Origin of the sequence: Pseudideonella sakaiensis (assembly GCF_048320135.1) — a bacterium.
Taxonomy (GTDB): domain Bacteria; phylum Pseudomonadota; class Gammaproteobacteria; order Burkholderiales; family Burkholderiaceae_C; genus Ideonella_A; species Ideonella_A sakaiensis_A.
In genome coordinates, this window is sequence record NZ_CP182947.1 from 3,505,697 (window position 1) to 3,531,362 (window position 25,666).

A 25,666-nucleotide genomic window follows, 5' to 3' on the forward strand; every position below is an offset into this window, starting at 1 on the left:
ACATGCCATCGCGTCATCGACCCGACAGAGGCGGCAGACCTCGCTGCTCCATCAGATTGCTCAGGCCTGCGACGATCAGACCCTGTAGCGAAGTGCGCTCCCGGACGGCCAAGTCGTGCAGACGTGCCCAGTCCTCGTGGCCGAGCCGCACCGCCACTCCCACGCGACGACCCGTTCCGCGGCCGCCCTTGACCTTTGATGGAGCGGCGAATTGATCTGGAACCGTCGGATCCGAAATCGTTGTCTGCTGCGCTTCCATCCCGGAAGGCCTGACGCTGTACTTCGTCAGGCTGCTCGTCGTCGTTGCCATGTGTCAACCTCCAAGAAATGACCGTCTAGCCAGATCCAATACCGCAGAACTTCCGCGACGGCCTTGTCGTCGCCGCGTGCGCATTCGCTGACCGCCAGGTTGTCGGTCAGTGCGCGTGCATAGGCCCGCCGGTCGCCCAGGGTGATTGGCGAAACCGGACCAAGGGGCGAGAGCGCTTCTCGCGCTTGCACCACTTCCGCTGCGCGAGGCGGCGCCCGGTTGATAACGAAGGAGATCGGCTTGCCCGCCGCTGTGACCATGGCGACGGTGCTTTTCGTGGCTGCGATGTCGGGCATCGTGGGCTGTACCGGCGTGATCACATGGTCGACTAGACGGAGCAGGGCTGCAGTTCCGGCCACCGCGTGGGGTGGGCAATCGACGACAACGATTTCGAAGTTCTCTCGCTGCGCTGACGTGATCACCTCCACCAGATTGGTCGGGTCGGCGCGGACGATCATGGGAGCAGGGCGTGTCCGCGAAGCGCCCCATGCAGCCACCGTTCCCTGAGGATCGGCGTCGACGAGAAGAACACGATGGCCTCGTGACGCCATCACGGCAAGATGGATCGCGACAGTGCTCTTCCCGCTGCCGCCCTTTTGCGAGAACACGGCGACGCTGCGTAGTCCTGCACGATGACGTGGGAATGGGCCGGCTGGTAGACGGCTTTGCGTGGTGGTCATGCCCGGGCGTCCTGCTCGGCTATGAATGCGATCGCCTGTTTCGCCGATTGGAGTTGCCGAACAGCAGCGACGTCGTGGGGATCCGGCGTCACTTCGAGCGGAAAGCCGTCACGCGCATGGCGGGCGGCTGCGTAATGGCGCGCGGCAGTTTCCATGCTGGCATGGCCCATCAAAGCGGCGACGCCTTCCTTCGAGAACGTCGTCTTGGCCGCCGATGCAAACATGTGCCGTGCCGTGTACAGAGTGGGGTAGCGCCGGCGCTTCGACAGCGTACGCCTGGAAACGTCTGCGATCAGATCCCGGACGCGGTTGTACATGTGCTCGAAGTCTTGACCTTGATGTTTGCCAACAGTCCTGATGAAAGACCTGATCAGATCCAGCAACTCAATGCTCGCCAGGTGCAGGTCGATCGTGCGCTGTTTCCCGTGCGCGCGCCGGTTTGTGGCTTTCGCGTTGTCGACCTTGAGCTTGGCGCCATCGAGGAGGGCATTCGGCCATTCGCATGGCCGCAGACTCGTCGCTCGAGAACACACGAGCCAGTCGGCGGCCACAGTGCCCCATGCGCTGCGAGATGCCCGGAGCGCCCTCTGCAGCGCATGCCAGTCCTCCTTCGACAGGTGCTCGGCTCGCTGCTGCGCACCGCGCAGCGTGGTCAGATTGGCCTCGCGCTCCTCGCCCAGCCGGTGAGAACGCTCGGTTTCGTCCTCCGAGCACTCCGGCGTGAGGATCTGCAGGGCATCCACGTCCATCGGACCTGGACACTGCTCAATGGCATAGAGAACGGCCGCGCGATACAGCCGTGCCGAAGCCGGCTGAAGGTGCGGCAGGCGGTCCGTCCAGGCCAGGGCCATCGCCAGGTTCCGGTCCGTGATTGTCCCGAGGTCACCGCGCTGCCGCATGCGTTCGGCATGCCGGCAGACCACGCCGGCAATCCGCTCGTAGGACAGGCAGGTCTCCGGCGTTTCGGTTCTGATTTCAGGCTGCATTTCCATTTCAGTCATCTCCACGTTAATGCGTGAATCGGCTCAGGCGAAACGCGGGAGGTGGCGAGACCGGAAACGCGGGGTTGATCAGCCCGCGGCGGTCTTGCTCCTGCAGGCTTTCAGCTGAGCCAACATCTTCTCGGTGTACGCCTTGGCATTCGTGTGCCAGCCCGACTTGAAGACGGGCCTGCCCGCCTCCAGGGTCACGGTGGTGTTCTGCTGGACGATCTCCGCGGCACAGGCCAGGCCCGGGTAGTCCAGGTCGAAATCCAGGGTCCTGTCGATGTGGCCCTTGAGCCTGCTCATCAGGCTCTGACCGTCGCGCTCGTAGGTGTCGGCATGGATGTAGGTCGTCGGCTGAGTGGCAGACCAACTCCTGCGACCGCCCCCGTTCACGTTGTCGATCTCACGCACCAGGTCCTGGGCAGCGTGCCCCGCGATGAGTTCGGTGTCCATCAGGGGCACGCCGCCGACGTGCATCACGGTAATCGCGGTGTGCCGGAAACTGTGGAACACCAGGTCGCCTTCCTTGAGCCCGATGTGTTTCAGGTACTCCGAGAACCGTCGAGATTGGTTCTTGGTCGGGTCGGTGCCGCGCGTTGCTGCCTCTTTGAGGTGCGGGAACAGTTTGGTTGCTCCCAGCGAACGGACGTGCTCGACATAGCGTCCGAAGCCGATCTCCAGCAGGCGCTGCGCGATGGGCACCAGCCTTTGGGAATTCCTGGTCTTCAGCTGTTCGCCGGTCTCATCGAAGATTCGAAGCACCAGCAGGCCGCTGCGGGGATCCACCCGGATGTCATCGAGTTGGCGTGTCATCAACTCGCCGAGTCGGGCGCCGGTAAACAATCCGAGCAGCGCGATCCAGAAGTAGTCGGCAGTGGAGTTGAAGCCGAGATGCGTCTCTGGATCGAAGATCTTCTGCAGCTCGTCGATGCTCATGGACCGGTAGCTGTTGTTCTTGCGCGCGACGGACGCCTTTTTCCTGATGCCATCGATCGATGACTCGAACGCATCGTCGATCGGGTTGCTCGCCATCATCTGTTTGGCCACGGCGAAGTTGCAGAACTCCCGCAGGTGTCCCACGGCCTTGATGACCGTCCGCGCAGCCAGACCGGTGGCAGCCTTGGGAGGTCGGCCCCCCTTGTTGGCTGCCTTAGACACCGTTGATGCCGTCGGCGCTTTCCCACCCCGACTGGTGTAGTGGTGAATGAAGTCCAGGCACTGGATGCGGCCGATCTGGTGGACGAACGTCTTCTCGATGTCGAAGCCGCATCTCCCCATGAACTCGACCATCAGTTCCATGGTGCGGCGCTTTTCGGAGGCAGTGCTGCCACGATTGCCAGACAGGCTCTCGCGCGTGCCGGCGTAGTTGTCGATGGCCTCCAGCAGCTTGACGGGTGTGATGCCCGCTGGTGCAGCCGGGCCGCTGACGGTCGGAAAACCGTCCACGGCGAGCAACGCTGCAGCCACCGGCGCCGGCTTGTCGGCCAGGAGCTTCTGGGCCAGACTGAGCACCTGGTCGGGCGACATGCCCTGCTCGATCTTCTTGAGGATGGTCTGCTTGATCTCGGGGTGTTTCTCGAGAAAGGCATTGAAGGACGCCAGATCCTTTTCGTCGGCCACGTCCACTCGGAGGTCTCCCACGGCGAGCGTCCAGGGCACGCTCATCTGGCGGGGATCGAAGTTCTTGGTCATCTGCAGCACCCTTTCGTAGGCCAGGTTGATCTCCATGGCCAGGATGCGGGCGCGCTGTGCATCACGGGTGCGCAGCGAGACGCGCACCTCTCGGGGTTTTCCATCGGCATCCCGGAACCGCTTGGGCACGATCCATCGCAGGCAGAAGACGCCGTGGCGGTTCCGGGCGAGTCGGGCAGGGCGTCGGGCGGCCAAGTGGATACCTCAAGTGGATACCCGGCCACATGCAAAAGGGCTGCTAAGCAATTGACTTAGCAGCCCTTCTTTGGATTTGGTGGCGCTTCAGGGACTCGAACCCCGGACCTGCGGATTATGATTCCGTCGCTCTAACCGACTGAGCTAAAGCGCCTCAAGCCCAAGATTATAGCGTGGCGCGGACACTCCCTGCCACGCGTCGACGTGCCCGCATCGGGCTGTCGCTTTTCCGTCATCATCCACAGATGTTCAGTTTTTTCAAAAAGCGCAAGGCGGCTGCTGCCGAGGCAGCGGCCAAGGCTGCGCAACAGGGGCCGTCAGCCGAAGAGCTCGAAGCCGCTTCGATCAATGTCTCGAAGCGCAGTGCCGAGCCTGCAACCGAGGAGCCGGCACACGACCCGTTTGCCTTCCTTGCCGAGCCATTGCCCGGGCCGAGTGCCGAGGAGATCTCGGCGCAGATCGCTGCCGAGATTGCCGCCCGCGAGGCCTGGCGCAAGAAGCTGCGCGGCGGCCTGCGCAAGACCGGCTCGGCGCTGTCGGCGGTTTTCACGACGACCAAGGTCGACGAGCAGCTGTATGAGGAGCTCGAAGCGGCGTTGCTGATGTCGGATACCGGCGTGAAGGCGACGCAGTTCCTGCTCGACGATCTGCGGCGCCGCGTCAAGCAGGCGCGAGAGACCGACCCGATGAAGGTGAAGGAGTTGTTGTCCGAAGCGATCGTCGATCTGCTGCAGCCGCTCGAGAAGGCGCTGGTCGTCGGCCAGTATTCGCCGACGGTGATGATGGTGGTCGGTGTCAATGGCGCCGGCAAGACGACCAGCATCGGCAAGCTGACCCGTTATCTGTCCGACCACGGCCAGAAGGTGCTGCTGGCCGCCGCCGATACCTTCCGCGCTGCCGCGCGCGAGCAGCTGGCCGTATGGGCCGAACGGTCCGATGCCCATTCGGCCGGTGGCGCACGCGCGGCCGGCCTGGCACCGCCGGCACCGGTTGAATTTGTCAGCCAGACCGGTGGCGACCCGGCGGCAGTTGCCTTCGACGCGGTCGCTGCCGGCCGCGCGCGGCGCAGCGATGTCGTGATCGCGGATACGGCGGGCCGATTGCCGACCCAGCTGCATCTGATGGAAGAGCTGAAGAAGATCAAGCGCGTGATCACGAAGGCACAACCGGATGCGCCGCACGAGGTGCTGCTGGTGATCGACGGCAATACCGGCCAGAACGCACTGAGTCAGGTCAAGGCCTTCGACGAGGCGCTGCAGCTGACCGGCCTGATCGTCACCAAGCTCGACGGCACCGCCAAAGGCGGCGTGATGGCGGCGATTGCCTTGTGGTCACGCGAGCGCGCGGCGGCCAAGCCCGGCGCCGGTGGCGTGCCGATCTATTTCATCGGCGTCGGCGAGCAGCTCGAAGACCTGCAGACCTTCAATGCCCGCGAGTTTGCGCAGGCGCTGCTGGGCTGATCGACCGTCACGCAGTCGGTTCGCTCGCTCCGCTGCGTTTGGTCGGAGGAGTGCTGGGCCACGATGGGTGTCGGGGAACGGCCCGGAGCGGCTGTCCTGCTCGCATGCGCCGCTGACTTTTGTGGGAGGGCTTCAGCCCCGATTGGCTCTTGCACAACTGCGAATGTTCGGGCCCAGAGGCGAGAGCAAAGGCGCGGTCGGGCGGCCGCTTGCGCTTAGATGCTTGCCCTCGCGCCGGGCGCTCGGGTCCCCTGCGATGCTCGGTCTTGTGGCCCGTCGCGGAAACTCGCTGCACTCGCTTCGCTCGTTGCGCTCAAACAGTCCGCGACAAGCCAGTTGTTGATGCTCGCTGCGCTCGCGGGCCACAAGACCTCCGCTTCTCGGCTGCGCATATGCGCGCCAGCAGCCCCCCGCCCGCCCCTCTGCGGCAGCACCGAGGACTTCGACGAAGTGCACCAGCGTCACTGCGCGGAAGGCGGTGCCCGGGCGGGGCGATTTATGCGGCGGCGAGAAGCGGAGGTTCAGGGTCGGCGAGCGCAGCGAGCATCAACAAACATGCTCGCGGCGGTTGTCCGAGCGCAGTGAGCGCAGCGAACGTAGCGAGTTCCGCCGCGCGACCCTGGACCGAGCATCGCAGCGCAGTCCGAGCGCCAGCGAGGACCGCCGCATCATGAGCCACGTCCGGGTGCCGCCTGCCGCGCCGCTTGGTTTTGGCATGCACTTCGAAGGGCATGCGCGCGGGCCAAGATTCCGAATCGGGGCTGAAGCCCCTCCCACAAAAGTCAGCCCCGCGTGCAAGCACAACGGCCGCTCCCGGCCGTTTCGCGTCCATCATGAACAAATGCCCTTGCCGGGCAATCTCCATTCAGCGCAGTGCCCCGGCCGGTCGCCTCCTCAGCGAAACCCGCCGCCCGGTCCGCCCATGCCTTTCATGCCGGGCAGGCCGCCCATTCGTTTCATCATCTTCATCAGGCCGCCGCCCTTCATCTTCTTCATCATGTCGCGCATCTGCTCGAACTGGTTCAGCAGGCGGTTGACTTCCTGCACATGAACACCGGCGCCGGCGGCGATGCGGCGCTTGCGGGTGGCCTTCAGCAGTTCCGGCTTGCGCCGCTCGAGCGGCGTCATCGAACAGATGATGCCTTCCATGCGGCGCACGTCGCGTTCGGCGCGGTCCATGTCGCCCTGGCCGAGTTTGCCGGCCTTGCCGGCGAGTTGGCTCGGCAATTTGTCCATCAGGCCGGACAGGCCGCCCATCGTTTTCATCTGCGAGATCTGCGACAGGAAGTCGTTCAGGTCGAAGCTGTCGCCGGCCTTGACCTTGTCGGCCAGCTTCTGCGCCGCCTTCATGTCGACGCCCTGCGTCACCTGCTCGACCAGCGCAACGATGTCGCCCATGCCGAGGATGCGTCCGGCGTGGCGTTGCGCATCAAACACCTCGAGGCCGTCGATCTTCTCGCTGATGCCGGCAAACTTGATCGGCGCGCCGGTGATCTGGCGTACCGACATCGCAGCACCACCGCGCGAGTCGCCGTCCATCTTGGTCAGGACGATGCCGGTCAGCGGCAGCGCTTCCTTGAAGGCCTTCGCGGTATTGATCGCATCCTGGCCCTGCATCGCATCGACGACAAACAGCGTTTCGACCGGCTTGACCGCGGCATGCAGCTCGGCGATCTCGCGCATCATCGCCTCGTCGATCGCCAGCCGGCCCGCGGTATCCACCAGCAGCACGTCGAAATAGTGCTTGCGCGCATGGTCCAGCGCGGCCAGCGCAATCGCCACCGGCTGGTCATCCTTGCTGGAGGCAAACCATTCGGCGCCGGCCTGCTTCGTGACCAGTTTCAGCTGTTCGATCGCCGCCGGCCGGTAGACGTCGGCGGAGACGGTCAGCACCTTCTTCTTGCGTTTTTCGATCAGGTGCTTGGCCAGCTTCGCGGTCGTTGTCGTCTTGCCAGCGCCCTGCAGGCCGGCCATCAGGATCACCGCCGGCGGCTGCGCGGCGAGGTTGATGTCGGATACGCCTTCGCCCATCGTCGCCGCCAGTTCGCGGTTGACGATCGATACCAGCACCTGGCCGGGATTGAGCGAGCCGATCACTTCGGCGCCGAGCGCCTTCTCCTTTACGCGGGCGATGAAATCGCGCACCACCGGCAGTGCGACGTCGGCCTCGAGCAGCGCCATGCGCACCTCGCGCATCATTTCCTGCACGTTGTCTTCGGTGATGCGGGCCTGCCCGCGCATCGTCTTGACGAGGCGGGTCAGTCGGTCGGTCAGGGTCGATGCCATGGGAATTCGAGCGACGCCAGGGCAGGGTCGCGAAAGTACACTCTTCGCATGAGTTTATCGTTCACAGCCGCCGCCGGTGGTGGATCGGTTCTTGGCCTGTCGGTGTTCGCCTGGCTGGGCATCGCGACTGCGCTTGCGCTGCTTGCCTATCTGCTTGCCGCGGCGCTGTCGGCCGAGCGCGCCTCGGCGGTGCGCGCCAGCCTGTTCATCGGCTGGCTGGCGCATGCCGCGGCGATCGTGATCGATATCACCGGCCTCGGCGCGACGGCAAGCGGCCCGCGCTTCGGCTTTGCGCCAGCACTCTCCGTCACCTTGTGGCTGGTGCTGGCGGTTTATCTGATCGAAAGCCGCTTCCTGCCGCTCGACCGCTCACGGCGCGCGCTGGCGCTGCTTGGCGGCGCGGCGGTGGCGCTGGCCTGGCTGTTTCCCGGCGAGGTCCATGCCGCGACGGTATCGCGCTGGGCGCCGTTGCACTGGGTGCTGGGCATCGCGTCGTACGGCCTGTTCGGAACGGCGGTGCTGCATGCGAGCCTGCTGAACCGCGCCGACCGGCAGATGCGCTCGAAGCAGCAGGTCGGCGGCGGTGCGCCGCTCGGGCTGCCGCTGCTGCGGCTGGAACGGCTGACCTTCCGTTTTGTCGAGGCAGGTTTTGTCACGCTGACCGCCGCGGTCGCACTCGGCTGGTGGTTTGCATCGCCCTGGCGCTGGGACCACAAGGCGATTTTTTCGGTGCTCGGCTGGGCGGTTTTTGCCGGCCTCTTGGTCGGCCGTCGCTCTTTCGGCTGGCGCGGACCGAGCGCGACCCGCTGGCTGTATATCGGCGCGGTGCTGCTGCTGCTCGCCTATGTTGGCTCGCGCTTCGTGATCGAGGTGCTGCTGCAGCGGCCGGCGCTGCCTGCCTGACGCGAGACCGGAGTTTGCCGATGAAGTACCTGCTGCTGATCCTTTTCATCCTGCTGGTGGTTTTTCTGACGAAGGCGCTGCGCGGTTCCGCTGCGAGCAAGGATGCGCGCTCGCGGCCGGCTGGCAGGCCCGAAGATGCCGGCAAGCCGGTGATGCTGGCCTGCGCGCTGTGCGGGCTGCACCTGCCGCGCGACGAGGCGCTGCCCGGCAAGGGCGGCGTCTTCTGCAGCGAGGAACACCGCGCACGTTTCGAGGCGAGGGAAGACGCTGGTGGCTGATCCGCAGGATCGGCGCGCGACCGGCGCGCGGCCGGCGCCTGCGACGAACCGCTTGCCCGGCGATCGTCGCCGCATCGACCGGCGCGCGACGCCGCGCCCGCACGATCAAGGCAGTGCCGCGTGGATTGCCGGCGCCGACAGCTTGTCTGCGGATTCATCGCCGGCTGGCGACGAGTCGCGCTTTGCTGCCGACTGGGGCAGTGGCGAACGGGCCGCCGCCGACTCGCGGTTTCTGCAGCGCCGGCTGACCCAGCCGCGGCTGACCGCATTCCAGCGCATCTACCGCGTATTTCTCGGCGCCCGCGCGGCAATCGGCGTGATCCTGATTGCGATGCTGGCGCTGACCGGGCTGTTCGGCATCCGGCCGACCGAATTGACGATCATCGTCAGCGTGTTTTATGCCGCCTGGGCACTGAGCATGTGGCTGTTGCCGCGCTTCGGCCGCGTCGAATCGCCGAAGACGCTGGCACGGCCGCAGAACCCGCAGTGGCTGGCATCGATCGGCATCGACATCGTCTGCTTCATGACGCTGCACATGATGTCGCCGGGCGGCGGTTTCAATTATTCGGCGCTGCTGGTGCTGCCGGTGCTGATGGCCGGCGTATTGACGCCTCGGCTGATGGCGCTGGCGACCAGCGCGGCGGTGACGCTGCTGCTGCTGTTTTTTGCGTGGATCGACGTCAGCGGGGGCGAGGTCGCCAACCTGCTGACCCAGGCCGGACTTGCCGGCAGCGGCCTGTTCGTGATCGCGGTGCTCGCCGGCGAATTGGCCGGCCGGCTGGCGCGGGAAGAAACGGCGGCACGCGGCAGCCTCGAACTGGCGCGGCAGCAGGAGCAGCTGAACCGCCTGGTGATCGAGGAAATGCAGGACGGCGTGCTGGTCGTCGACCGCCGCGGCCGCGTTCGCGCGGCGAATCCGGCGGCGCGCCGTCTGCTCGCGGTGCAGGGCATGTGCCGGCCGGCGCCGTTCGAGCTGCATGGCCTCGAGGCCTGGCAGGGGCTGATCGCCAGCGTCGAGCGGGCATTTGCCGATGCCAGCTGGCCTGAGGAGGGCCGCGATGTCGTGATCCGCTTCGACCCCGGGCTGAGCCGCACCGTGCGGCTGCGGGTTCGGTTTGCGAAGCGCGGCGACCTGCAGTCGATCGAGGACTATTGCGTGCTGCTGCTCGAGGACCTGCGCAACCTGCAGGCGCGGGTGCGGCAGGAAAAGCTGGCCGCGATGGGCCGCGTCTCGGCCGGCATCGCACACGAGATCCGCAATCCGCTGGCGGCGATCGCACAGGCCAATTCGCTGCTCGAGGAGGATGCCACCTCGCCGGCACAGCGCCAGCTGACGAAGATGGTGCGCGAGAACGTCGAGCGGCTGAAACGCATCGTCGACGACGTGATGGAAGTGGCGCCGGGCCGTGCCCATGCAGCCGGCGTCATCGATCTGAGCGCGCTGTGCGGCGCGGCATTTCGCGAATGGGCAGCTGCGGCTGGCTTGCGACCGGGCCGGGGCTGCCCGGTGCAGGCCGATCTGCCGGCAGAGCCGCTCGGCGCGGTATTCGATCCGGACCACCTGCGCCGGGTGCTGATCAACCTGCTTGACAACGCCAGGCGGCATGCCAGTGGCGCGCCCGGGTCGGTGGTGCTGCGGCTGTTCGCGGCCGATGGACAACGCGCGGTGCTCAGCGTGGCCAGCGATGGTGATCCGATTGCGCCGGACGTCGAGCGCTTTCTGTTCGAGCCGTTTTTTTCGACCCGCAGCCGCGGCACCGGTCTGGGCCTGTATATCTGTCGCGAACTGTGCGAGCGCTACGGCGCAATGATCGAATACCGGACCCGCCCGGCCGGCGAGCCGAACCGCAATGATTTTTCGGTCGTGATGAAGCGTGCGGCCTTGTCGGACGGTTCGGCCGATGTCGACCAGCTGGCGGTGGTGCGATGATCGCCGGATGTCCGGTTTCGACCATCGATGGAAGCTGCTGCCTTGACTGAACAGACGCGCCCCCGCGCCGGCGCCGAAGCCGCCGGTTTCAGCCTGCTGGTTGTCGATGATGAACCCGACCTGCGCACGCTGTACGAACTGACGCTGGTGCGCGAGGGCTACCGCATCGATACCGCCGGCGATGTCGGGCAGGCGATGGCGCGGCTGGCTGAACGCCAGTACGACGCGATCATCACCGACATGCGGCTGCCCGATGGCAGCGGCCTCGATCTGCTGCACCACCTCGAGGAAACCGGGCGTGCCGAAAAGGCGCTGGTCATCACCGCCTACGGCTCGGCCGAAAATGCCGTCGAGGCGCTGAAGGCCGGTGCCTACGACTATCTGACCAAGCCGGTCGATCTGAAGCAGTTCCGGATCGCCGTCGCGTCGGCACTGGCCGGTGCACGCGCCACGCCGCTTTCGATCTCTTCTTCCGGTGCCGCGTCGCCGACGGCCACCACACGACCGCAGCGCCGTGCCGCGGCACCGGCCAGTGCCTCGCTGGCGCGGATGGCCGGCGCGTCGGCAGCGATGCAGGAAGTGCGCGCGCTGATCCACAAGGTTGCGCGCAGCATGGCGCCGGTGCTGGTGCAGGGTGAATCGGGCACCGGCAAGGAATTGGTGGCGCGCGCGATCCATGAAGTCAGCGCACGCCAGGGGCAGCCGTTTGTAGCGGTCAATTGCGGCGCAATTCCCGAGCAGTTGCTCGAGGCCGAGTTTTTCGGCTACCGCAAAGGTGCTTTTACTGGTGCCGCCGAGGACCGGGCCGGCTTTTTCCAGGCCGCCAGCGGCGGCACCTTGTTTCTCGACGAAATCGGCGATCTGCCGCTGGCGATGCAGAGCAAATTGCTGCGCGCGATCCAGGAGCGGGCGGTGCGCCCGGTCGGCGCGGTCGCCGAACAGCCGGTCGATGTGCGCCTGCTCAGCGCCACCCACAAGGAACTGACCGACGAAGTGCAGGCCGGCCGCTTCCGCCAGGACCTGTTTTATCGCCTGAACGTGATCCGTATTCGCGTGCCACCGCTGCGCGAACGGGTCGTCGATCTGCCCGAGATCGCCGCGCAGATGCTGGAACGCATCACCGTTGAGGCCGGTGTCAGTCCGGCGCCGAGCCTGAGCGCCGACGCGCTGGCTCGGCTGGCCCGCTACCAGTTTCCCGGCAATGTCCGCGAACTGGAGAACCTGCTGCACCGCGTCGTTGCGTTGGCCGACGGCACCGTGATCGACGTGGCCGATCTGGGCTTGCCCGATGTCGATATCAGCGACTCGGGTGATGCCGATGTCGATCTGCTGCCACCGCCTCCTGCGGCCCCGGCCGCCGATGCGGCCGTGGTGGCGCTGCCGAGCAACCTCGAGGCCTACCTCGACCAGGTCGAGCGCGACATCCTGCTGCGTGCGCTGGAGCGGCACCGCTTCAACCGCACCGCGGCCGGCGCCAGCCTCGGGCTGTCGCTGCGCCAGATGCGCTACCGGATGGCGCGGCTGAACATCGGCGTCGGCAATGAGGCAGGCGGCGACGGCAGCGACCATGGCTGAGCGGCGGCAGCGCTGATGCGCCGGGCGAGCTGGATCGACGGCTGGTATCAGCGGGCCAAACCCCGGCCGTCGCCAAACCACGGGCCGCGCCCGGCGGGCGTCTCGCCGTGGCTGGTGGTGCTGCACTCGATCAGTCTTCCGCCCGGCATCTACCAGGGCGATGCCATCGAGCGGCTGTTCACGAACCGCCTCGACTGCGACGAACACCCGTATTTCGACGGCCTGCGCGGTGTCGAGGTGTCGGCCCATTTCGTGATCCGTCGCAGCGGCCGACTGATGCAGTTCGTCTCGTGCGAGCGGCGCGCCTGGCATGCCGGCGCCTCGCACTGGCGCGGTGCCGACAATTGCAATGACTTCTCGATCGGCATCGAGCTCGAAGGCCTCGAAGGCGAGCGTTTCGACGCGCGCCAGTATCCGGTGCTGTGCCGGCTGCTGCGTGCACTCGCGCGCCGCTATCCGCTGCGCGAGGTGGTCGGACACGAACATGTTGCGCCGGGCCGCAAGGGCGACCCGGGCGCGGGATTCGACTGGCTCGAACTCGCACATCGAACCGGCTGGCCGCGGCGGCGTTTTCCGCCGTTGTGCGGCGGATTGGAGACTGGGAGTTTCCCGAAGGCGTGAGCTCGGTTGATGCCGCTGGCACGGCTGCAGCGGGTTCGCCGATGCTGATTCGCAAGCAAGCAACAACGCGGCCTGCAAACGGATTTCGGCCGCAGATGCAGCAGGCAAAAGGCTCCTGGCCCGCGTTGCCAGTCATCAGTTGAAAAGCGCCGCAAGGGCGCTTCCAAGCGGAGGCGAGACGACTTCCGGCGGGTTGGTCGAGTGTTGAAAACTTTTCAAGCCGGACGCTAGCGGTAGTGCTTGTGGTGCCTACAGCCCCTAGATATAGTGTCTCTCGTGGTATCCTTCAATCCTCCAGACCGCGCTCCATCAAGGCCTTTGCAGGCCTCGGTCGGCAGCGCTGACGGCGGCTCGGCAACGGCCTCTGGCCGCGCAGCGGAAAGACCGGTTGGTCTGCCGCGCGATTCGACCGCCACCGCCGCCGACCGGCTGCCGACGGACACCATTTTCCCGCTTCAATCGTTGCCCGCGCAGCGTTGAAGCCGCCGATCCACCCTGAAATCTGAAACAGGCGCACCAGACATGCAAACCTCTTCACCGACAGCCACCGCCGACATCCAACCCGCGAAGACGACGGCCGCACATCCGGCCGCATCGAGCCAGACCTCTGCCTACCAGGGCTACCAGATCATCCGCCGCAATGGCGCGGTCGTCTCGTTCGAGCCGAACAAGATTGCGGTGGCGCTGATGAAGGCCTTCCTGGCGGTTCATGGAACGCAAGGTGCAGCGTCGGCGAGCGTGCGCGAGACTGTCGACGGGCTGACCGAGTCGGTCGTGCGCGGCCTGCTGCGTTCGCGGCCCGGTGGCGGCACCTTCCACATCGAGGATGTGCAGGACCAGGTCGAGCTCGGCCTGATGCGTGGTGGCCACCATGAAGTGGCGCGTGCCTATGTGTTGTACCGCGAGCGCCGCACCCAGGAGCGTGCGCGCCAGGGCGTGCCGGCGACGCCGGCCGAGGCCGAACTGCAGGTCACCGACCGTGGCCAGCGCATGCCGCTCGACTGGGCCCGCCTGCAGACCCTGGTCAGTTCGGCCTGCGAAGACCTCGGCAGCGAGGTGCGTCCGGAGCCGATCCTGCAGGAGACGCGGCGCAACCTGTACGACGGCGTGCCGATCGACGAAGTCCACAAGGCGGCGATCCTCGCCGCGCGCACGCTGATCGAGAAGGATCCGGGCTACAACCGGGTCACCGCGCGCCTGTTGCTGCACACGATCCGCAAGGAGATCCTCGGTGAAGAGGTGCTGCATTCGGAAATGGCGACACGTTATGCCGACTATTTCCCGGCCTTCATCAAGAAGGGCGTACAGGCCGAACTGCTCGACGAGAAGCTGCTGCAGTTCGACCTGGCGCGGCTCGGCGCGGCGCTGAAGCCTGAACGTGACATGCAGTTCGACTACCTCGGCCTGCAGACGCTGTACGACCGCTATTTCCTGCATGTCTCGGACGTGCGCATCGAGTTGCCGCAGGCTTTCTATATGCGCGTGTCGATGGGTCTGTCGCTGAACGAGATCGACCGCGAGGCGCGGGCGATCGAGTTCTACGAGGTGCTGTCGAGCTTCGACTTCATGAGCAGCACGCCGACGCTGTTCAATTCCGGCACCCGTCGCTCGCAGCTGTCGAGCTGCTACCTGACGACCGTCAGCGACGACCTCGACGGCATCTACGAGGCGCTGAAGGAAAACGCGCTGCTGTCGAAGTTTGCCGGCGGTCTCGGCAACGACTGGACCAATGTGCGCGCGCTCGGCTCCCACATCAAGGGCACCAACGGCAAGAGCCAGGGTGTCGTGCCGTTCCTGAAGGTCGTCAACGACACCGCGGTGGCGGTGAATCAGGGCGGCAAGCGCAAGGGTGCGGTCTGCGCCTACCTGGAAACCTGGCACCTCGACATCGAGGAATTCCTCGAGCTGCGCAAGAACACCGGTGACGACCGTCGGCGCACGCACGACATGAATACCGCCAACTGGATCCCGGACCTGTTCATGCAGCGGGTGATCGACGGCGGCAACTGGACGCTGTTCTCGCCGAGCACCTGCCCGGACCTGCACGACAAGTTCGGCAAGGACTTCGTCGACGCCTATACCGCCTACGAGGACAAGGCGGCGCGTGGCGAGATCAAGCTCTTCAAGACGATGCCGGCGCGCGACCTGTGGCGCAAGATGCTGTCGATGCTGTTCGAGACCGGCCATCCGTGGATCACCTTCAAGGATGCCTGCAACGTGCGTTCGCCGCAGCAGCATGTCGGCGTCGTCCATTCGAGCAACCTGTGCACCGAGATCACGCTGAATACCAGCGAGACCGAAATCGCGGTCTGCAACCTCGGCTCGGTGAACCTGGTGCAGCACGTCGTCGACGGGCAGATCGACCAGGCCAAGCTGAAGCGCACCGTCGCGACCGCGATGCGCATGCTCGACAACGTGATCGACATCAACTACTACGCGGTCAAGAAGGCGCGCGACTCGAACCTGCGGCACCGGCCGGTCGGCCTCGGCATCATGGGATTCCAGGATGCCTTGTACGAACTGCGCGTGCCGTATGCGTCGGAGGAGGCGGTGGCCTTTGCCGATCGCTCGATGGAAGCCGTCTGCTACCACGCCTACTGGGCGTCGACCGAGCTGGCCGCCGAGCGTGGCCGCTACTCGAGCTACCGCGGCTCGCTGTGGGATCGCGGCATCCTGCCGATCGATTCGCTCGACCTGCTGAGCCAGTCGCGTGGCGGCCACGTCGAGGTCGACCGCAGCAGCACGCTCGACTGGGATGCGCTGCGCCAGCGCATTGCCGCCCACGGCATGCGCAACAGCAACTGCGTCGCGATCGCGCCGACCGCAACGATCTCGAACATCGTCGGCGTCAGCGCATCGATCGAGCCGTCGTTCGGCAACCTGTCGGTCAAGTCGAATCTGTCCGGCGAGTTCACACTGCTCAACGAGTACCTGGTCCGTGACCTGAAGAAGCTCGGCCTGTGGGACGACGTGATGGTGATGGACCTGAAGCACTTCGACGGTTCGCTGCGCCGCATCGACCGTGTGCCGGAGGATCTGAAGGACCTGTACGCAACCGCATTCGAGATCGAGACGCAGTGGCTGGTCGAGGCAGCAGCGCGGCGCCAGAAGTGGATCGACCAGGCGCAGTCGCTGAACATCTACATGGCCGGCGCGTCGGGCAAGAAGCTCGACGAGACCTACAAGCTGGCCTGGCTGCGCGGCCTGAAAACCACCTACTACCTGCGCACCGTCGGCGCGACACACGCCGAGAAATCGACCGTCAAGAGCGGCCGCATGAATGCCGTCGACAGTGGTGCTTCGGCAGCATCGACGCAAGCGGCGGCCAAGCCTGCCGAGCATGTCGAAGTCGGCACCGAAGCCGCCACCGACATCAAGTTCTGCGCGATCGACGACCCCGGTTGCGAAGCCTGCCAGTGAGTCGTGCGAAGCGGATCGGCAGCGATGTCGATCCGCTTTGATGCGATGCACTGATGCGGCTGCGATCGACACCACGTCGATCGCTTCGATGCTCGATGCAATAGAGCAACATCAGCGATTCATGAGACAGCACGAATGTCAAGATTTGCTTGGTGTTTGAACGCAACACTCCGATAATTGAACGACTTAGGAAAGACACCATGTTGGTCTGGGAAGAAGAAACAAACCCCTCGACATCACACACACCGAGCCCCGCGCAAAAGCCGTCTTCAACGAGCACTGCCCGCGGGATGTCCTCGTCACTGTCTTCATCCTCCACTTCAGCAACGCCGGTCGATCAGTCGAGTGCCTTCGTTGCCTCGCCGGCATTGAATCTTCAGACGCTTCCTGCTGCCGCTGCAGCTGGCGAAGCAAAGGCGCAGGCGCCTGCCACCGGCCGCGTGAAGGCGGCCGACAAACGCATCATCAACGGCCGCACCGACGTCAACCAGCTGGTGCCGTTCAAATACAAGTGGGCGTGGGAAAAATACCTCGCCACCTGCTCGAACCACTGGATGCCGCAGGAGATCAACATGTCGCGCGATATCGCGACCTGGAAGGATCCGAACGGCCTGTCGGAAGACGAGCGGCGCATCATCAAGCGCAACCTCGGCTTCTTCGTCACCGCCGATTCGCTGGCGGCGAACAACATCGTCCTCGGCACCTACCGCCACATCACCGCACCGGAGTGCCGCCAGTTTCTGCTGCGCCAGGCCTTCGAGGAGGCGATCCACACGCACGCCTACCAGTACATCGTCGAATCGCTCGGGCTCGACGAGAGCGAGATCTTCAACGCCTACCACGAGGTCTCGTCGATCCGCGACAAGGACGAATTCCTGATCCCCTTCATCGAGGCGATCATGGATCCGAACTTCGAGACCGGTACGCCGCAGAACGACCAGACTTTGCTGAAGAGCCTGATCGTGTTTGCCTGCCTGATGGAAGGCCTGTTCTTCTACGTCGGCTTCACGCAGATCCTCGCGCTCGGCCGGCAGAACAAGATGACCGGTGCTGCCGAGCAGTACCAGTACATCCTGCGCGACGAGTCGATGCACTGCAACTTCGGCATCGACCTGATCAACCAGATCAAGCTCGAGAACCCGCAGCTGTGGACGCCGGCGTTCAAGGCCGAGGTCAAGGCCTTGTTCCTGAAGGCGGTCGAGCTCGAATACCGCTACGCCGAAGACACGATGCCGCGCGGCGTGCTCGGCATGAACGCATCGATGTTCAAGGGTTATCTGCGTTACATCGCGAACCGGCGAGCAACGCAGATCGGGCTGGAGGAGTTGTTCCCGAACGAGGAAAACCCCTTCCCGTGGATGAGTGAAATGATCGATCTGAAAAAGGAGCGGAATTTTTTCGAGACTCGCGTCATCGAATACCAGTCCGGCGGCGCGTTGTCGTGGGACTGATTGCACAAACCCGCGGAGATTGGGTCGTGCACAAAGATGGATCAAGAAGATTTTCACCCCGCGATGCAGCGACGCAGAAGCGCTGCGGGCGAGGTGTCTCAGATTCACCGCACCAGGCGCACCCTGAGGGGCAAAGCGCTGGGTGGTGAATAGCTGCCAGGCCTCGGCAATTTTTTGCAGGCGTCCGGCAGTGTTTTTTCCACTTGATCAAGGAGAAATCTAATGGCAACTGCAAAGAAGGCCGCTTCGGCCAAGAAGGCGCCGGCGAAGAAGGCGCCGGCTAAGAAAGCGCCGGCCAAGAAGGCCGCTGCGAAGAAGGCACCGGCCAAGAAGGCGGCGGCCAAGAAGGCGCCGGCGAAGAAGGTCGCTGCGAAGAAGGCACCGGCGAAGAAGGTCGCTGCGAAGAAGGCACCGGCCAAGAAGGCGGCGGCGAAGAAGGCACCTGCGAAGAAGACTGCAGCGAAGAAGGCGCCTGCGAAGAAGGCGGCACCGGCGAAGAAGGCTCCGGCCAAGAAGGCGGCTGCGAAGAAGGCGCCTGCGAAGAAGGCTGCGGCGAAGAAGCCGGCATCGAAGAAGGCGGCAAAGAAAGCGCCCGCTGCCGCTCCCGCTGGTGCCCCTGCGCCTGCGCCCGCTGCGAAGACGTCGCTGAGCCCGCAAGCGGCCTGGCCGTTTCCGACCGGCAACAAGCCCTGACCGTTCGGTCGAGCAAACTCAACCCGGCTTCGGCCGGGTTTTTTCTTGGCCGACGCGGCGGCCGTGGACGCGCGCCGCCCGGCTGCTTACAGGCCGAGGGCGCTGCGGTCGATCGCGTGGTTCTGACCGCCGCGCTCGGCGATCTTCAACGCGCCGAGCCGGTTGCCGAGTTCGGCGCAGCGTGCCAGCGGCCAATCGCGTTCCAGCCCGTACAGCAGCGCTGCACGGAAGGCGTCGCCGCAGCCGGTCGGGTCGACCACTTCGGTCGCAGCGACGCCGGCAATGTGGCTTCGCTGCCCCTGTTCCCAGATCTCGCAGCCGTCGGGGCCGAGCGTGACGACGACGCCGCGCAGTTTCGATCGAGACATCGATTCGAGCGATTCGCCGGTGCGGTCGCAGAGCATCTTCGCTTCGTAGTCGTTCAGCGCGACCCAGCTCGCCTGCTCGACAAAACGCCGCAGTTCGGCGCCATCGAACATCGGCAGGCCCTGGCCCGGGTCGAAGATGAACGGGATGTTGGCCTTCGCCAGTTGCTCGGCATGCTGCAGCATCGCGTCACGACCATCCGGCGCAATGATCGCGATCTTCAGGTCATCACGTGCCGGCACCGCCGTCTGGTGCGCCGACTGCATCGCGCCAGGGTGAAATGCGGTGATCTGGTTGTTGTCGGTATCCGTGATGATGATCGCCTGCGCGGTATAGCTGTCGGCGACTTCGGCGACATGGCTGGTATCGACGCCCCATTCGGCAAGGCGGGCGACATACTCCTGGCCGTCGCTGCCGACCGCCGCCATCACCACCGGCTGGCCGCCGATGCCGCGCAGGTTGTAGGCGATGTTGCCGGCGCAGCCGCCGAATTCGCGGCGCAGCGTCGGCACCAGAAAACTGACATTCAGGATGTGCACCTGGTCGGGCAGGATCTGCTGCGCGAAGCGACCCGGGAAGGTGGTGATGGTGTCGAACGCAAGGGATCCGCAAATCAAGGCCGGCATGGCTGCTCCAGAAAAAGGGGGAATCGGCGCGCCGGTCGCGCGCCTGGGGTTCAGGGGTAGAACAATTCGACGGTATAGCCGGCAATGCGACGCTCGCCGGCGCTGACGACGATCTGCACCGGCAGATCCGAATTGGCGGCGAGCACCGGCGGCTCGATCCGGAAGTCGCTCGGCAGCAGCGCTTTCCTGGCGATCAGCCGGCCTTCGAAGTCGGTCAGGCTCAGTTCGACCGCCGGCATTGCCAGCGTGTCGTTGCTGCGGTTGCGCATCGTCAGGCTCAGTCGCGCCGCATCGGCCCGATCGGCCAGTTTCGTCAAGGCACTGTTGTCGATCGTCACGTCGCGGATCTTGCGCGGTGCATCGATGCGGCAATCCCAGCGCGCGCAGGCACTGCGCAACCAGTCGCCGGCCAACGGCGACCGCGCGGCGATCGCGTCGCGCTCGTGGTAAACCACCTGCAGCAGCAACATCAGCACGAGGATCAGCGAGCTGCCGATCAGCGCCGCGCGCATCGCCGGGCTGCTCCATTTCGCCTCGCGGTCGGCGCGCCGCATGAAGCTCGGTGGCCGGCTCGCCGCGGCGGGGGTCGGCGCCGGCCAGGCAGCGCTGGCAAGGGCCTTGCCCGACGCGGAGGGCTCGGGCTGGTCGGCAATGATCGGCAACGCGTCTGTGGGTGCTGGCCCGGCGGCCGGCGGCTCGAATGCCGGGCGCCCCGCCGCGAGCGCAGCCGCTTCGGCATCGTCGAGGTCCAGGTCGAGCGGTCGCGGCGGCGGGTCGTCGGTCACTGCCGGCAGTGGATCGGACGCCGAGCGGTGGTCTTCTTCGGCCTCGCGCAGCAGCAGCTGGTGGGTATCGATCGGATCAGGCTCGGCGCTGAAACCGTGATCCGAGTCAAGCTCGTCGGAGCCCGCCCGGTCGGCCGTCTGGCCGGCAGGCTGCTGGCGATCGTCGAGATCGACCATGCCGTCGAGCGCGTCGAATACCGTGTCGCAGCGTCCGCAGCGAACCCAGCCGTCGGACACCTTCAGCTGATCGTCGACGACGCGGAAAATCGTTCCGCAGGCGCTGCATCGGGTGGCCAGGCTCATCGCGGTGCGCGCTCCGGTGTGGTTCAGGTCGCCGCGGTCGCGGTCATCAGGATCCAGCCGTCCTCGGCATCGCTGACCCGCAGCGAAAGCCATGGCGCATAGGCGGCCTGCAGTTCCTCGGCCTGGCGTTCGAGGATGCCGGCCAGCACCAGCTGCCCGCCGGGCGCCAGGTGGCCGCTCAGCAACGGTGCCAGCAGCTTCAGCGGCGTGGCCAGGATATTCGCGAGGACCAGCGGATAGCGGCCGTCGGCCAGCTCGGGCAGGCCGGCACGCAGTTCGACACCGTTCGCCTGCGCATTGGCTTTTGTCGACTCGACGGCTTCCGGATCGATGTCGAGCGCATCGATGCTGCGCGCGCCGTGCAGCGCGGCGCCGATCGCGAGAATGCCCGACCCGCAACCGTAATCGAGCACGCGGTCCCAACCCGCCGCCGACCTGGCCGCATGGGTCGCGATCCAGCGCAGGCACATCCGCGTCGTCGGGTGAGTGCCGGTGCCGAAGGCCAGGCCCGGGTCGAGCCGGATCACGCAAGTTGCCTGCGGCGGTGGCTCGTGCCAGCTCGGCACGATCCAGAAACTGGCGGTGATCTCGACCGGCGCAAACTGCGACTGTGTCAGCCGCACCCAGTCCTGCTCCGCGACCTCGGTGATGCTGCGCAACTCGACGCCTTCGGCCCAGTCCTGGGCGAGCAGCAGCGTGGTCGCGTCGGTCGCCGCGGCCTCGTCGTCGAACAAGGCCTTGACGGTCGACCGCTGCCAGCCGCCACGCGGCGGTGGCATGCCCGGCTCGCCGAACAGCGCCTGCTCGGCGGAGGTGTCGGCGTCAGCATCCTCGACCGAGACCGACAGTGCAGACAACTCATCGATCAGCGCATCCGAAACGCTCTCGACGAGGCTTTCCGGCACCACCAGTTGCAGTTCGACCACGTTCGCCCTTCAGCGCTTGTGCGAGGCCATCCAGCCTTCGAGGTAGTGGATGTTCGTGCCACCCTCGATGAACTTGGCATCGACCATCAGTTCGCGGTGCAGCGGGATATTGGTCAGGATGCCCTCGACGACGGTTTCCGATAATGCGATTCTCATCCGCGCCAGCGCCTGGTCGCGGGTATCGCCATGGACGATGATCTTGCCGATCATCGAATCGTAGTTCGACGGCACGACATAGTTTGCATAGGCGTGTGAATCGACGCGCACGCCCGGTCCGCCCGGTGCGTGCCAGGTGGTGATCCGGCCAGGTGACGGCGTAAATTTGAACGGGTCCTCGGCATTGATGCGGCATTCGATCGAATGGCCACGCATCTGGATCTGCCGCTGCGTGAATGGCAGCTTTTCGCCGGCGGCAACGCGGATCTGCATCTGCACGATGTCGATGCCGGACACCATCTCCGTCACCGGGTGCTCGACCTGCACCCGGGTATTCATCTCGATGAAATAGAACTCGCCGTTTTCGTACAGAAACTCGAAGGTGCCGGCGCCGCGGTAGCCGATCTTCTTGCAGGCGGTCGCACAGCGGTCGCCGATGCGCTCGATGATGCGGCGGGCGATACCTGGCGCCGGGGCTTCCTCGATGATCTTCTGATGCCGGCGCTGCATCGAGCAGTCGCGTTCGCCAAGCCAGACCGCATTCTTGTGCTGGTCGGCCATCACCTGGATCTCGATGTGGCGCGGGTTCTCGAGGAATTTCTCCATGTAGACCTCGGGATTGGAGAAAGCCGCCCCGGCTTCGGCCCGCGTGGTCTGGATGGCATGGATCAGCGCCGCCTCGGTATGGACGACGCGCATGCCACGGCCGCCGCCGCCGCCGGCCGCCTTGATGATCACCGGATAGCCGATTGCGCGGGCCTGCCGGATGCATTCCTTGGTGTCTTCGGGCAGCGCGCCATCCGAACCCGGCACGCAAGGCACGCCGGTGCGGATCATCGTCTGCTTCGCGACCACCTTGTCGCCCATCATCCGTATCGATTCCGGCGTCGGCCCGATGAAGGTGAAACCGCTGCGCTCGACGCGTTCGGCGAAATCGGCGTTTTCGGACAGGAAGCCGTAGCCAGGGTGGATCGCTTCGGCGTCGGTGACTTCGGCGGTCGAGATGATCGCCGGCATGTTGAGATAGCTGGCGGCCGACGGCGGCGGTCCGATGCAGACGGCTTCGTCGGCGAGCTTCACATATTTGGCATCGCGGTCGGCCTCGGAATAGACGACAACCGACTTGATGCCCATCTCGCGACAGGCGCGCTGGATGCGAAGGGCGATCTCGCCCCGGTTTGCAATCAGTATCTTCTTGAACATAGGGGGCCTCGGCTCAATCGCCAGCGGCGAGGGCCATCGAAGGGGGCAGGAATGTGCGCACGCCGCTCATTCGATGTGGAACAACGGCTGGCCGAATTCGACCGGTTGGCCGTTTTCGCACAGGATGCGGGTGACCGTGCCCGACTTGTCGGCCTCGATCTCGTTCATGATCTTCATCGCCTCGATGATGCAGATCGGCTCGCCTTCCTTGACCGTAGCGCCGACTTCGACGATCGGCTTGCCGCCCGGGCTCGACGAGCGGTAGAAGGTGCCGACCATCGGCGACTTGACCGCGTGAACGGTGACTTCAGGTTGCTCCGGCGTTGCCGGCGTCGGCGCGGCCTGCGGCATCGGTGCCGGCACCGGCGCCACGGTGACCGGCGCCGCCGCGGCTGTCGGCGCGACCGCTGCAGCGGGCTCCGACTTGACGATGCGGACCTTGCCGTCGGCTTCGGTGATCTCGAGTTCTGAGATATTGGAATCCGACACCAGATCGATCAGTGTCTTCAGCTTGCGAAGGTCCATCAGGAGATCTCCAGCAGGGGTAAGGGTGGTTGGAAGCGATCGATCGGCACAGCTGCCGCCGCAAGACTGCATCTTGCGGTCAATTGTCGAGATCCTGCGTCGTCTTGTCGCGATTCATCATGTCCTTGATCATGCTGCAGGCACATCGAGAGATCGATGACGCGCTGCAGATAGACATCGGCCTGGCTTTATCCGATCGCGCAAAAGCCGCAACAGCGCGAGCGACCGATTGCAAAGGAGCGAAGTTTATGCGCTTTGCGCGCAGTTGCCAGCAATTCCGTGCACACACACGCTTGACAAGCGGGTCAGGAAATGCGGCGGCGCCAATCGGCCAGCATGGCCTCGTCGACCGCGCCGAGGTGGCGATCGGCAACCGCACCGGAGCGGTCGAATACGACGCTGTACGGCAGCAGTCCACCGCCATTGCCGAACGCGCGCGTCAGCGCCAGCCCTTCGGCGCCGGCGAGCGCGATCGGAAAACCGACCGGCACGCGTTGCAGAAATTCGCGTACCGGCGCTGCCTGGTCGATTGCCAACCCGAGCACCTGCCAGCCGGACTCCCGCGCAAAGGTGTCGAGCAACGGCATTTCCTTGATGCAGGGCGCGCACCAGGTGGCCCAGAAATTGAGCAGCAGCGGTTGGCCGCGCAGCGACGCGGTCTCCAGCCGGTTCTGGTCGGGTTGCTCGAACGACAGCCGCCAGAACGCCTCGGCGGCAGCGGCAACGCCCGCTTCGTCGGCCGAGTCGCGTTGCCGCCACAGCGCGAGGCCCGCGCCGGCGGCGCCGGCGATTGCCGCGACGCCGATGCCGAGCCAGCGGCGCCGGGCTTGGCGCTGGCCGTCGTCTGAGGCCATCAAGACTCGCCCTCGAGCAGGCCGCGCAACGCGGCGATGCCGCCGCGCGGACTGCGCCCCTGGCCATCGGCCTTCAGCGCGCCGCGCATGTCATCGTGATCGAGGATGCTCAGATGCACCGTGACGGTGTCGCCGAGCGACGGGCATTTGGCTGGGATGCTCAAGACGTCGATCTTCTCGTTGCGCGGCCCGTTCATAGCGCCGACGTGGTAGTTGACGCCGCGGTCGATCAGCGCCAGCTCGGCCGATTTGGCGTCGTCGCAAAACAGCTGCAGATGGATATCGCTGAGTCGCGTTGCGGTGCCGCGCCAGACCGCGCCGGTCAGGTGCGGGCGAAATTCCGCCAGCCGCTCCATCCACGTCAGCGCCAGCTCGCGCAGCGCCCGCAGCTCCTGGGGCTGGCTGTCGGCGCAGAACAGTTCGATGTACGAGCGGACCTCTTCCTCGAGTTCGTCGTTGCTCGGCAGATCGAGCTTGCGGCCGTCGCCCGCACCGAGGTCGCGCGCCGCGCGCCGTTTCGCCTGGCCATATTCCAGACCTTCTTCGACCACCAGTCGTGCGGCGGCGGCGGCGATCTCCGCGGACAGTCGTGAAGTCATCGATCAATTGTAGGCAGCTGCCCGGGCCGCAACCGCCGCGGCAACCGCGCTCACGGCAGCTCGACCGCACCCATCCGGGCGGCGATCGTCGACGCGCGCGCATTCATATATGGCGAGTTCACGCGCTTCTCGAAGCGCTTCGGCGCCGGCAGCATCACCGCCAGCCGCGCCGCCTGCAATCCGCCGAGCTGTGCCGCGGGCACCCGGAAATAGTGCTGCGCGGCAGCTTCGGCGCCGAACAGACCTTCGCCCCATTCGACGTTGTTCAGGTAGATCTCGAGGATGCGGCGCTTGCCGAGAACCGATTCGAGCATGAAGGTGATCGCGAACTCCTGGCCCTTGCGGACGAAGCTGCGCTCCGGGCTCAGAAACAGGTTTTTTGCCAGCTGCTGGGTGATCGTCGATCCACCGACGACCTTTGGCGCCACCTTGCGGGGCGCGGTGGCCGGTGCTGCAGCGGACTTGGCGTTCGCCGCCTGCCGCTCGAGCCGCTCGTTTTGCCTGTCGGCGCGGGCCTGTGCAAGCTGGTTGCGTTCCCAGGCTTTTTCAAGCGCATCCCACTCGACGCCACTGTGTTCGACAAAACCGGCATCTTCGCTCGCGATGACCGCGCGTTTCAGCTGGTTCGAGATCCGCTCGCTGGCGACCCACTGCTGGCGCCATGGCAGGCGCTGCGTCTGCACCAGCAGCCGCCAGGCCTCCGAACGTTGGAAGGTCGTCGACTGCGGGTCGACCACCGTCATCAATGCGATGCGGCACAGAAAATAGAGTTGCAGCCCGACCGCCGCAATCAGAAGCAGCACGACGAGCCGCCCGAACGCCGCCATCGCCGGGGAGCGCGAC

The 25,666-nt window shown here is 65.5% G+C and carries 22 protein-coding genes and 1 tRNA gene; 9 read left to right on the forward strand and 14 right to left on the reverse strand.

The window, feature by feature from the left end; genetic code table 11:
* Positions 1–13: 13 nt before the first annotated feature.
* The 5 genes from ACNH6H_RS16040 to ACNH6H_RS16060 form a co-directional block, all read right to left on the reverse strand.
* Positions 14–310 carry a hypothetical protein gene (locus ACNH6H_RS16040; protein ID WP_418319058.1) on the reverse strand — a complete coding sequence of 99 codons (297 nt, stop codon included), beginning with the start codon at positions 308–310 and terminating at the stop codon, positions 14–16.
* Positions 286–990 (reverse strand): AAA family ATPase, encoded by a 705-nt coding sequence (locus ACNH6H_RS16045; RefSeq protein ID WP_418319060.1) that lies wholly within the window; start codon positions 988–990, stop codon positions 286–288. Before ACNH6H_RS16045 ends, ACNH6H_RS16040 begins: the two co-directional genes overlap by 25 nt.
* Complete coding sequence (locus ACNH6H_RS16050) at positions 987–1,991, reverse strand: hypothetical protein (protein ID WP_418319061.1); 1,005 nt, start codon at positions 1,989–1,991, stop codon at positions 987–989. The genes ACNH6H_RS16045 and ACNH6H_RS16050 overlap by 4 nt, the downstream gene beginning before the upstream one ends.
* Positions 1,992–2,060: 69 nt before the next feature.
* Positions 2,061–3,863 carry a tyrosine-type recombinase/integrase gene (locus ACNH6H_RS16055; RefSeq protein WP_418319062.1) on the reverse strand — a complete coding sequence of 601 codons (1,803 nt, stop codon included), beginning with the start codon at positions 3,861–3,863 and terminating at the stop codon, positions 2,061–2,063.
* 77 nt (positions 3,864–3,940) lie between these two features.
* Positions 3,941–4,017 (reverse strand) — tRNA-Met (locus ACNH6H_RS16060).
* Positions 4,018–4,108: 91 nt separating this feature from the next.
* Here ACNH6H_RS16060 and ftsY point away from each other — a divergent pair.
* Positions 4,109–5,323, forward strand: a complete 1,215-nt coding sequence (gene ftsY / locus ACNH6H_RS16065) for a signal recognition particle-docking protein FtsY (RefSeq protein ID WP_418319063.1) — start codon at positions 4,109–4,111, stop codon at positions 5,321–5,323.
* An 894-nt stretch (positions 5,324–6,217) separates the two neighbouring features.
* Here the strand turns inward: ftsY and ffh are convergent.
* Positions 6,218–7,609, reverse strand: coding sequence for a signal recognition particle protein (gene ffh, locus ACNH6H_RS16070; RefSeq protein ID WP_418319064.1), 1,392 nt, complete (start codon positions 7,607–7,609; stop codon positions 6,218–6,220).
* Positions 7,610–7,657: 48 nt separating this feature from the next.
* Between ffh and ACNH6H_RS16075 the strand changes: the two genes are divergently transcribed.
* The 8 genes from ACNH6H_RS16075 (at position 7,658) to ACNH6H_RS16110 (ending at position 18,480) form a co-directional block, all read left to right on the forward strand.
* A complete protein-coding gene (locus ACNH6H_RS16075; protein WP_418319065.1) occupies positions 7,658–8,512 on the forward strand; it encodes a cytochrome C assembly family protein in 855 nt (284 codons plus the stop codon).
* Positions 8,513–8,532: 20 nt separating this feature from the next.
* Entirely contained in the window at positions 8,533–8,790 is a 258-nt protein-coding gene (locus ACNH6H_RS16080; protein ID WP_418319067.1) for a PP0621 family protein, read from the forward strand.
* Positions 8,783–10,720: a sensor histidine kinase gene (locus ACNH6H_RS16085; RefSeq protein WP_418319069.1), complete on the forward strand. Its 1,938-nt coding sequence runs from the start codon at positions 8,783–8,785 to the stop codon at positions 10,718–10,720. The genes ACNH6H_RS16080 and ACNH6H_RS16085 overlap by 8 nt, the downstream gene beginning before the upstream one ends.
* 42 nt (positions 10,721–10,762) lie before the next feature.
* The gene (locus tag ACNH6H_RS16090) at positions 10,763–12,295 is read left to right on the forward strand and encodes a sigma-54-dependent transcriptional regulator (RefSeq protein WP_418319070.1); all 1,533 of its coding nucleotides are present in this window, start codon (positions 10,763–10,765) and stop codon (positions 12,293–12,295) included.
* Between the two features lie 15 nt (positions 12,296–12,310).
* Positions 12,311–12,916: a 1,6-anhydro-N-acetylmuramyl-L-alanine amidase AmpD gene (gene ampD, locus ACNH6H_RS16095; protein ID WP_418319071.1), complete on the forward strand. Its 606-nt coding sequence runs from the start codon at positions 12,311–12,313 to the stop codon at positions 12,914–12,916.
* Between the two features lie 522 nt (positions 12,917–13,438).
* A complete protein-coding gene (locus ACNH6H_RS16100) occupies positions 13,439–16,336 on the forward strand; it encodes a ribonucleoside-diphosphate reductase subunit alpha (protein WP_418319072.1) in 2,898 nt (965 codons plus the stop codon).
* A 200-nt stretch (positions 16,337–16,536) separates the two neighbouring features.
* A complete protein-coding gene (locus ACNH6H_RS16105; protein WP_418319073.1) occupies positions 16,537–17,787 on the forward strand; it encodes a ribonucleotide-diphosphate reductase subunit beta in 1,251 nt (416 codons plus the stop codon).
* 222 nt (positions 17,788–18,009) lie between these two features.
* Complete coding sequence (locus tag ACNH6H_RS16110) at positions 18,010–18,480, forward strand: histone H1-like DNA-binding protein (protein WP_418319075.1); 471 nt, start codon at positions 18,010–18,012, stop codon at positions 18,478–18,480.
* 86 nt (positions 18,481–18,566) lie between these two features.
* On the opposite strand, the gene ACNH6H_RS16115 is transcribed toward ACNH6H_RS16110, so the two are convergent.
* From ACNH6H_RS16115 to ACNH6H_RS16150, 8 genes are all read right to left on the reverse strand, one after another.
* Entirely contained in the window at positions 18,567–19,472 is a 906-nt protein-coding gene (locus tag ACNH6H_RS16115) for a carbohydrate kinase family protein (protein WP_418319076.1), read from the reverse strand.
* Between the two features lie 50 nt (positions 19,473–19,522).
* A complete protein-coding gene (locus ACNH6H_RS16120; RefSeq protein ID WP_418319078.1) occupies positions 19,523–20,560 on the reverse strand; it encodes a zinc-ribbon and DUF3426 domain-containing protein in 1,038 nt (345 codons plus the stop codon).
* 23 nt (positions 20,561–20,583) lie between these two features.
* Positions 20,584–21,486: a 50S ribosomal protein L11 methyltransferase gene (gene prmA / locus ACNH6H_RS16125; RefSeq protein ID WP_418319080.1), complete on the reverse strand. Its 903-nt coding sequence runs from the start codon at positions 21,484–21,486 to the stop codon at positions 20,584–20,586.
* A gap of 9 nt (positions 21,487–21,495) precedes the next feature.
* Positions 21,496–22,845 (reverse strand): acetyl-CoA carboxylase biotin carboxylase subunit, encoded by a 1,350-nt coding sequence (gene accC / locus ACNH6H_RS16130; RefSeq protein WP_418319082.1) that lies wholly within the window; start codon positions 22,843–22,845, stop codon positions 21,496–21,498.
* A 66-nt stretch (positions 22,846–22,911) separates the two neighbouring features.
* Entirely contained in the window at positions 22,912–23,370 is a 459-nt protein-coding gene (gene accB / locus ACNH6H_RS16135) for an acetyl-CoA carboxylase biotin carboxyl carrier protein (RefSeq protein WP_418319083.1), read from the reverse strand.
* Positions 23,371–23,675: 305 nt separating this feature from the next.
* Positions 23,676–24,224 (reverse strand): TlpA family protein disulfide reductase, encoded by a 549-nt coding sequence (locus ACNH6H_RS16140; RefSeq protein WP_418319084.1) that lies wholly within the window; start codon positions 24,222–24,224, stop codon positions 23,676–23,678.
* The gene (locus ACNH6H_RS16145) at positions 24,224–24,823 is read right to left on the reverse strand and encodes a hypothetical protein (RefSeq protein WP_418319085.1); all 600 of its coding nucleotides are present in this window, start codon (positions 24,821–24,823) and stop codon (positions 24,224–24,226) included. The genes ACNH6H_RS16140 and ACNH6H_RS16145 overlap by 1 nt, the downstream gene beginning before the upstream one ends.
* Positions 24,824–24,873: 50 nt before the next feature.
* Positions 24,874–25,650, reverse strand: a complete 777-nt coding sequence (locus tag ACNH6H_RS16150; RefSeq protein WP_418321355.1) for a transglycosylase domain-containing protein — start codon at positions 25,648–25,650, stop codon at positions 24,874–24,876.
* Between the last annotated feature and the right edge of the window lie 16 nt (positions 25,651–25,666).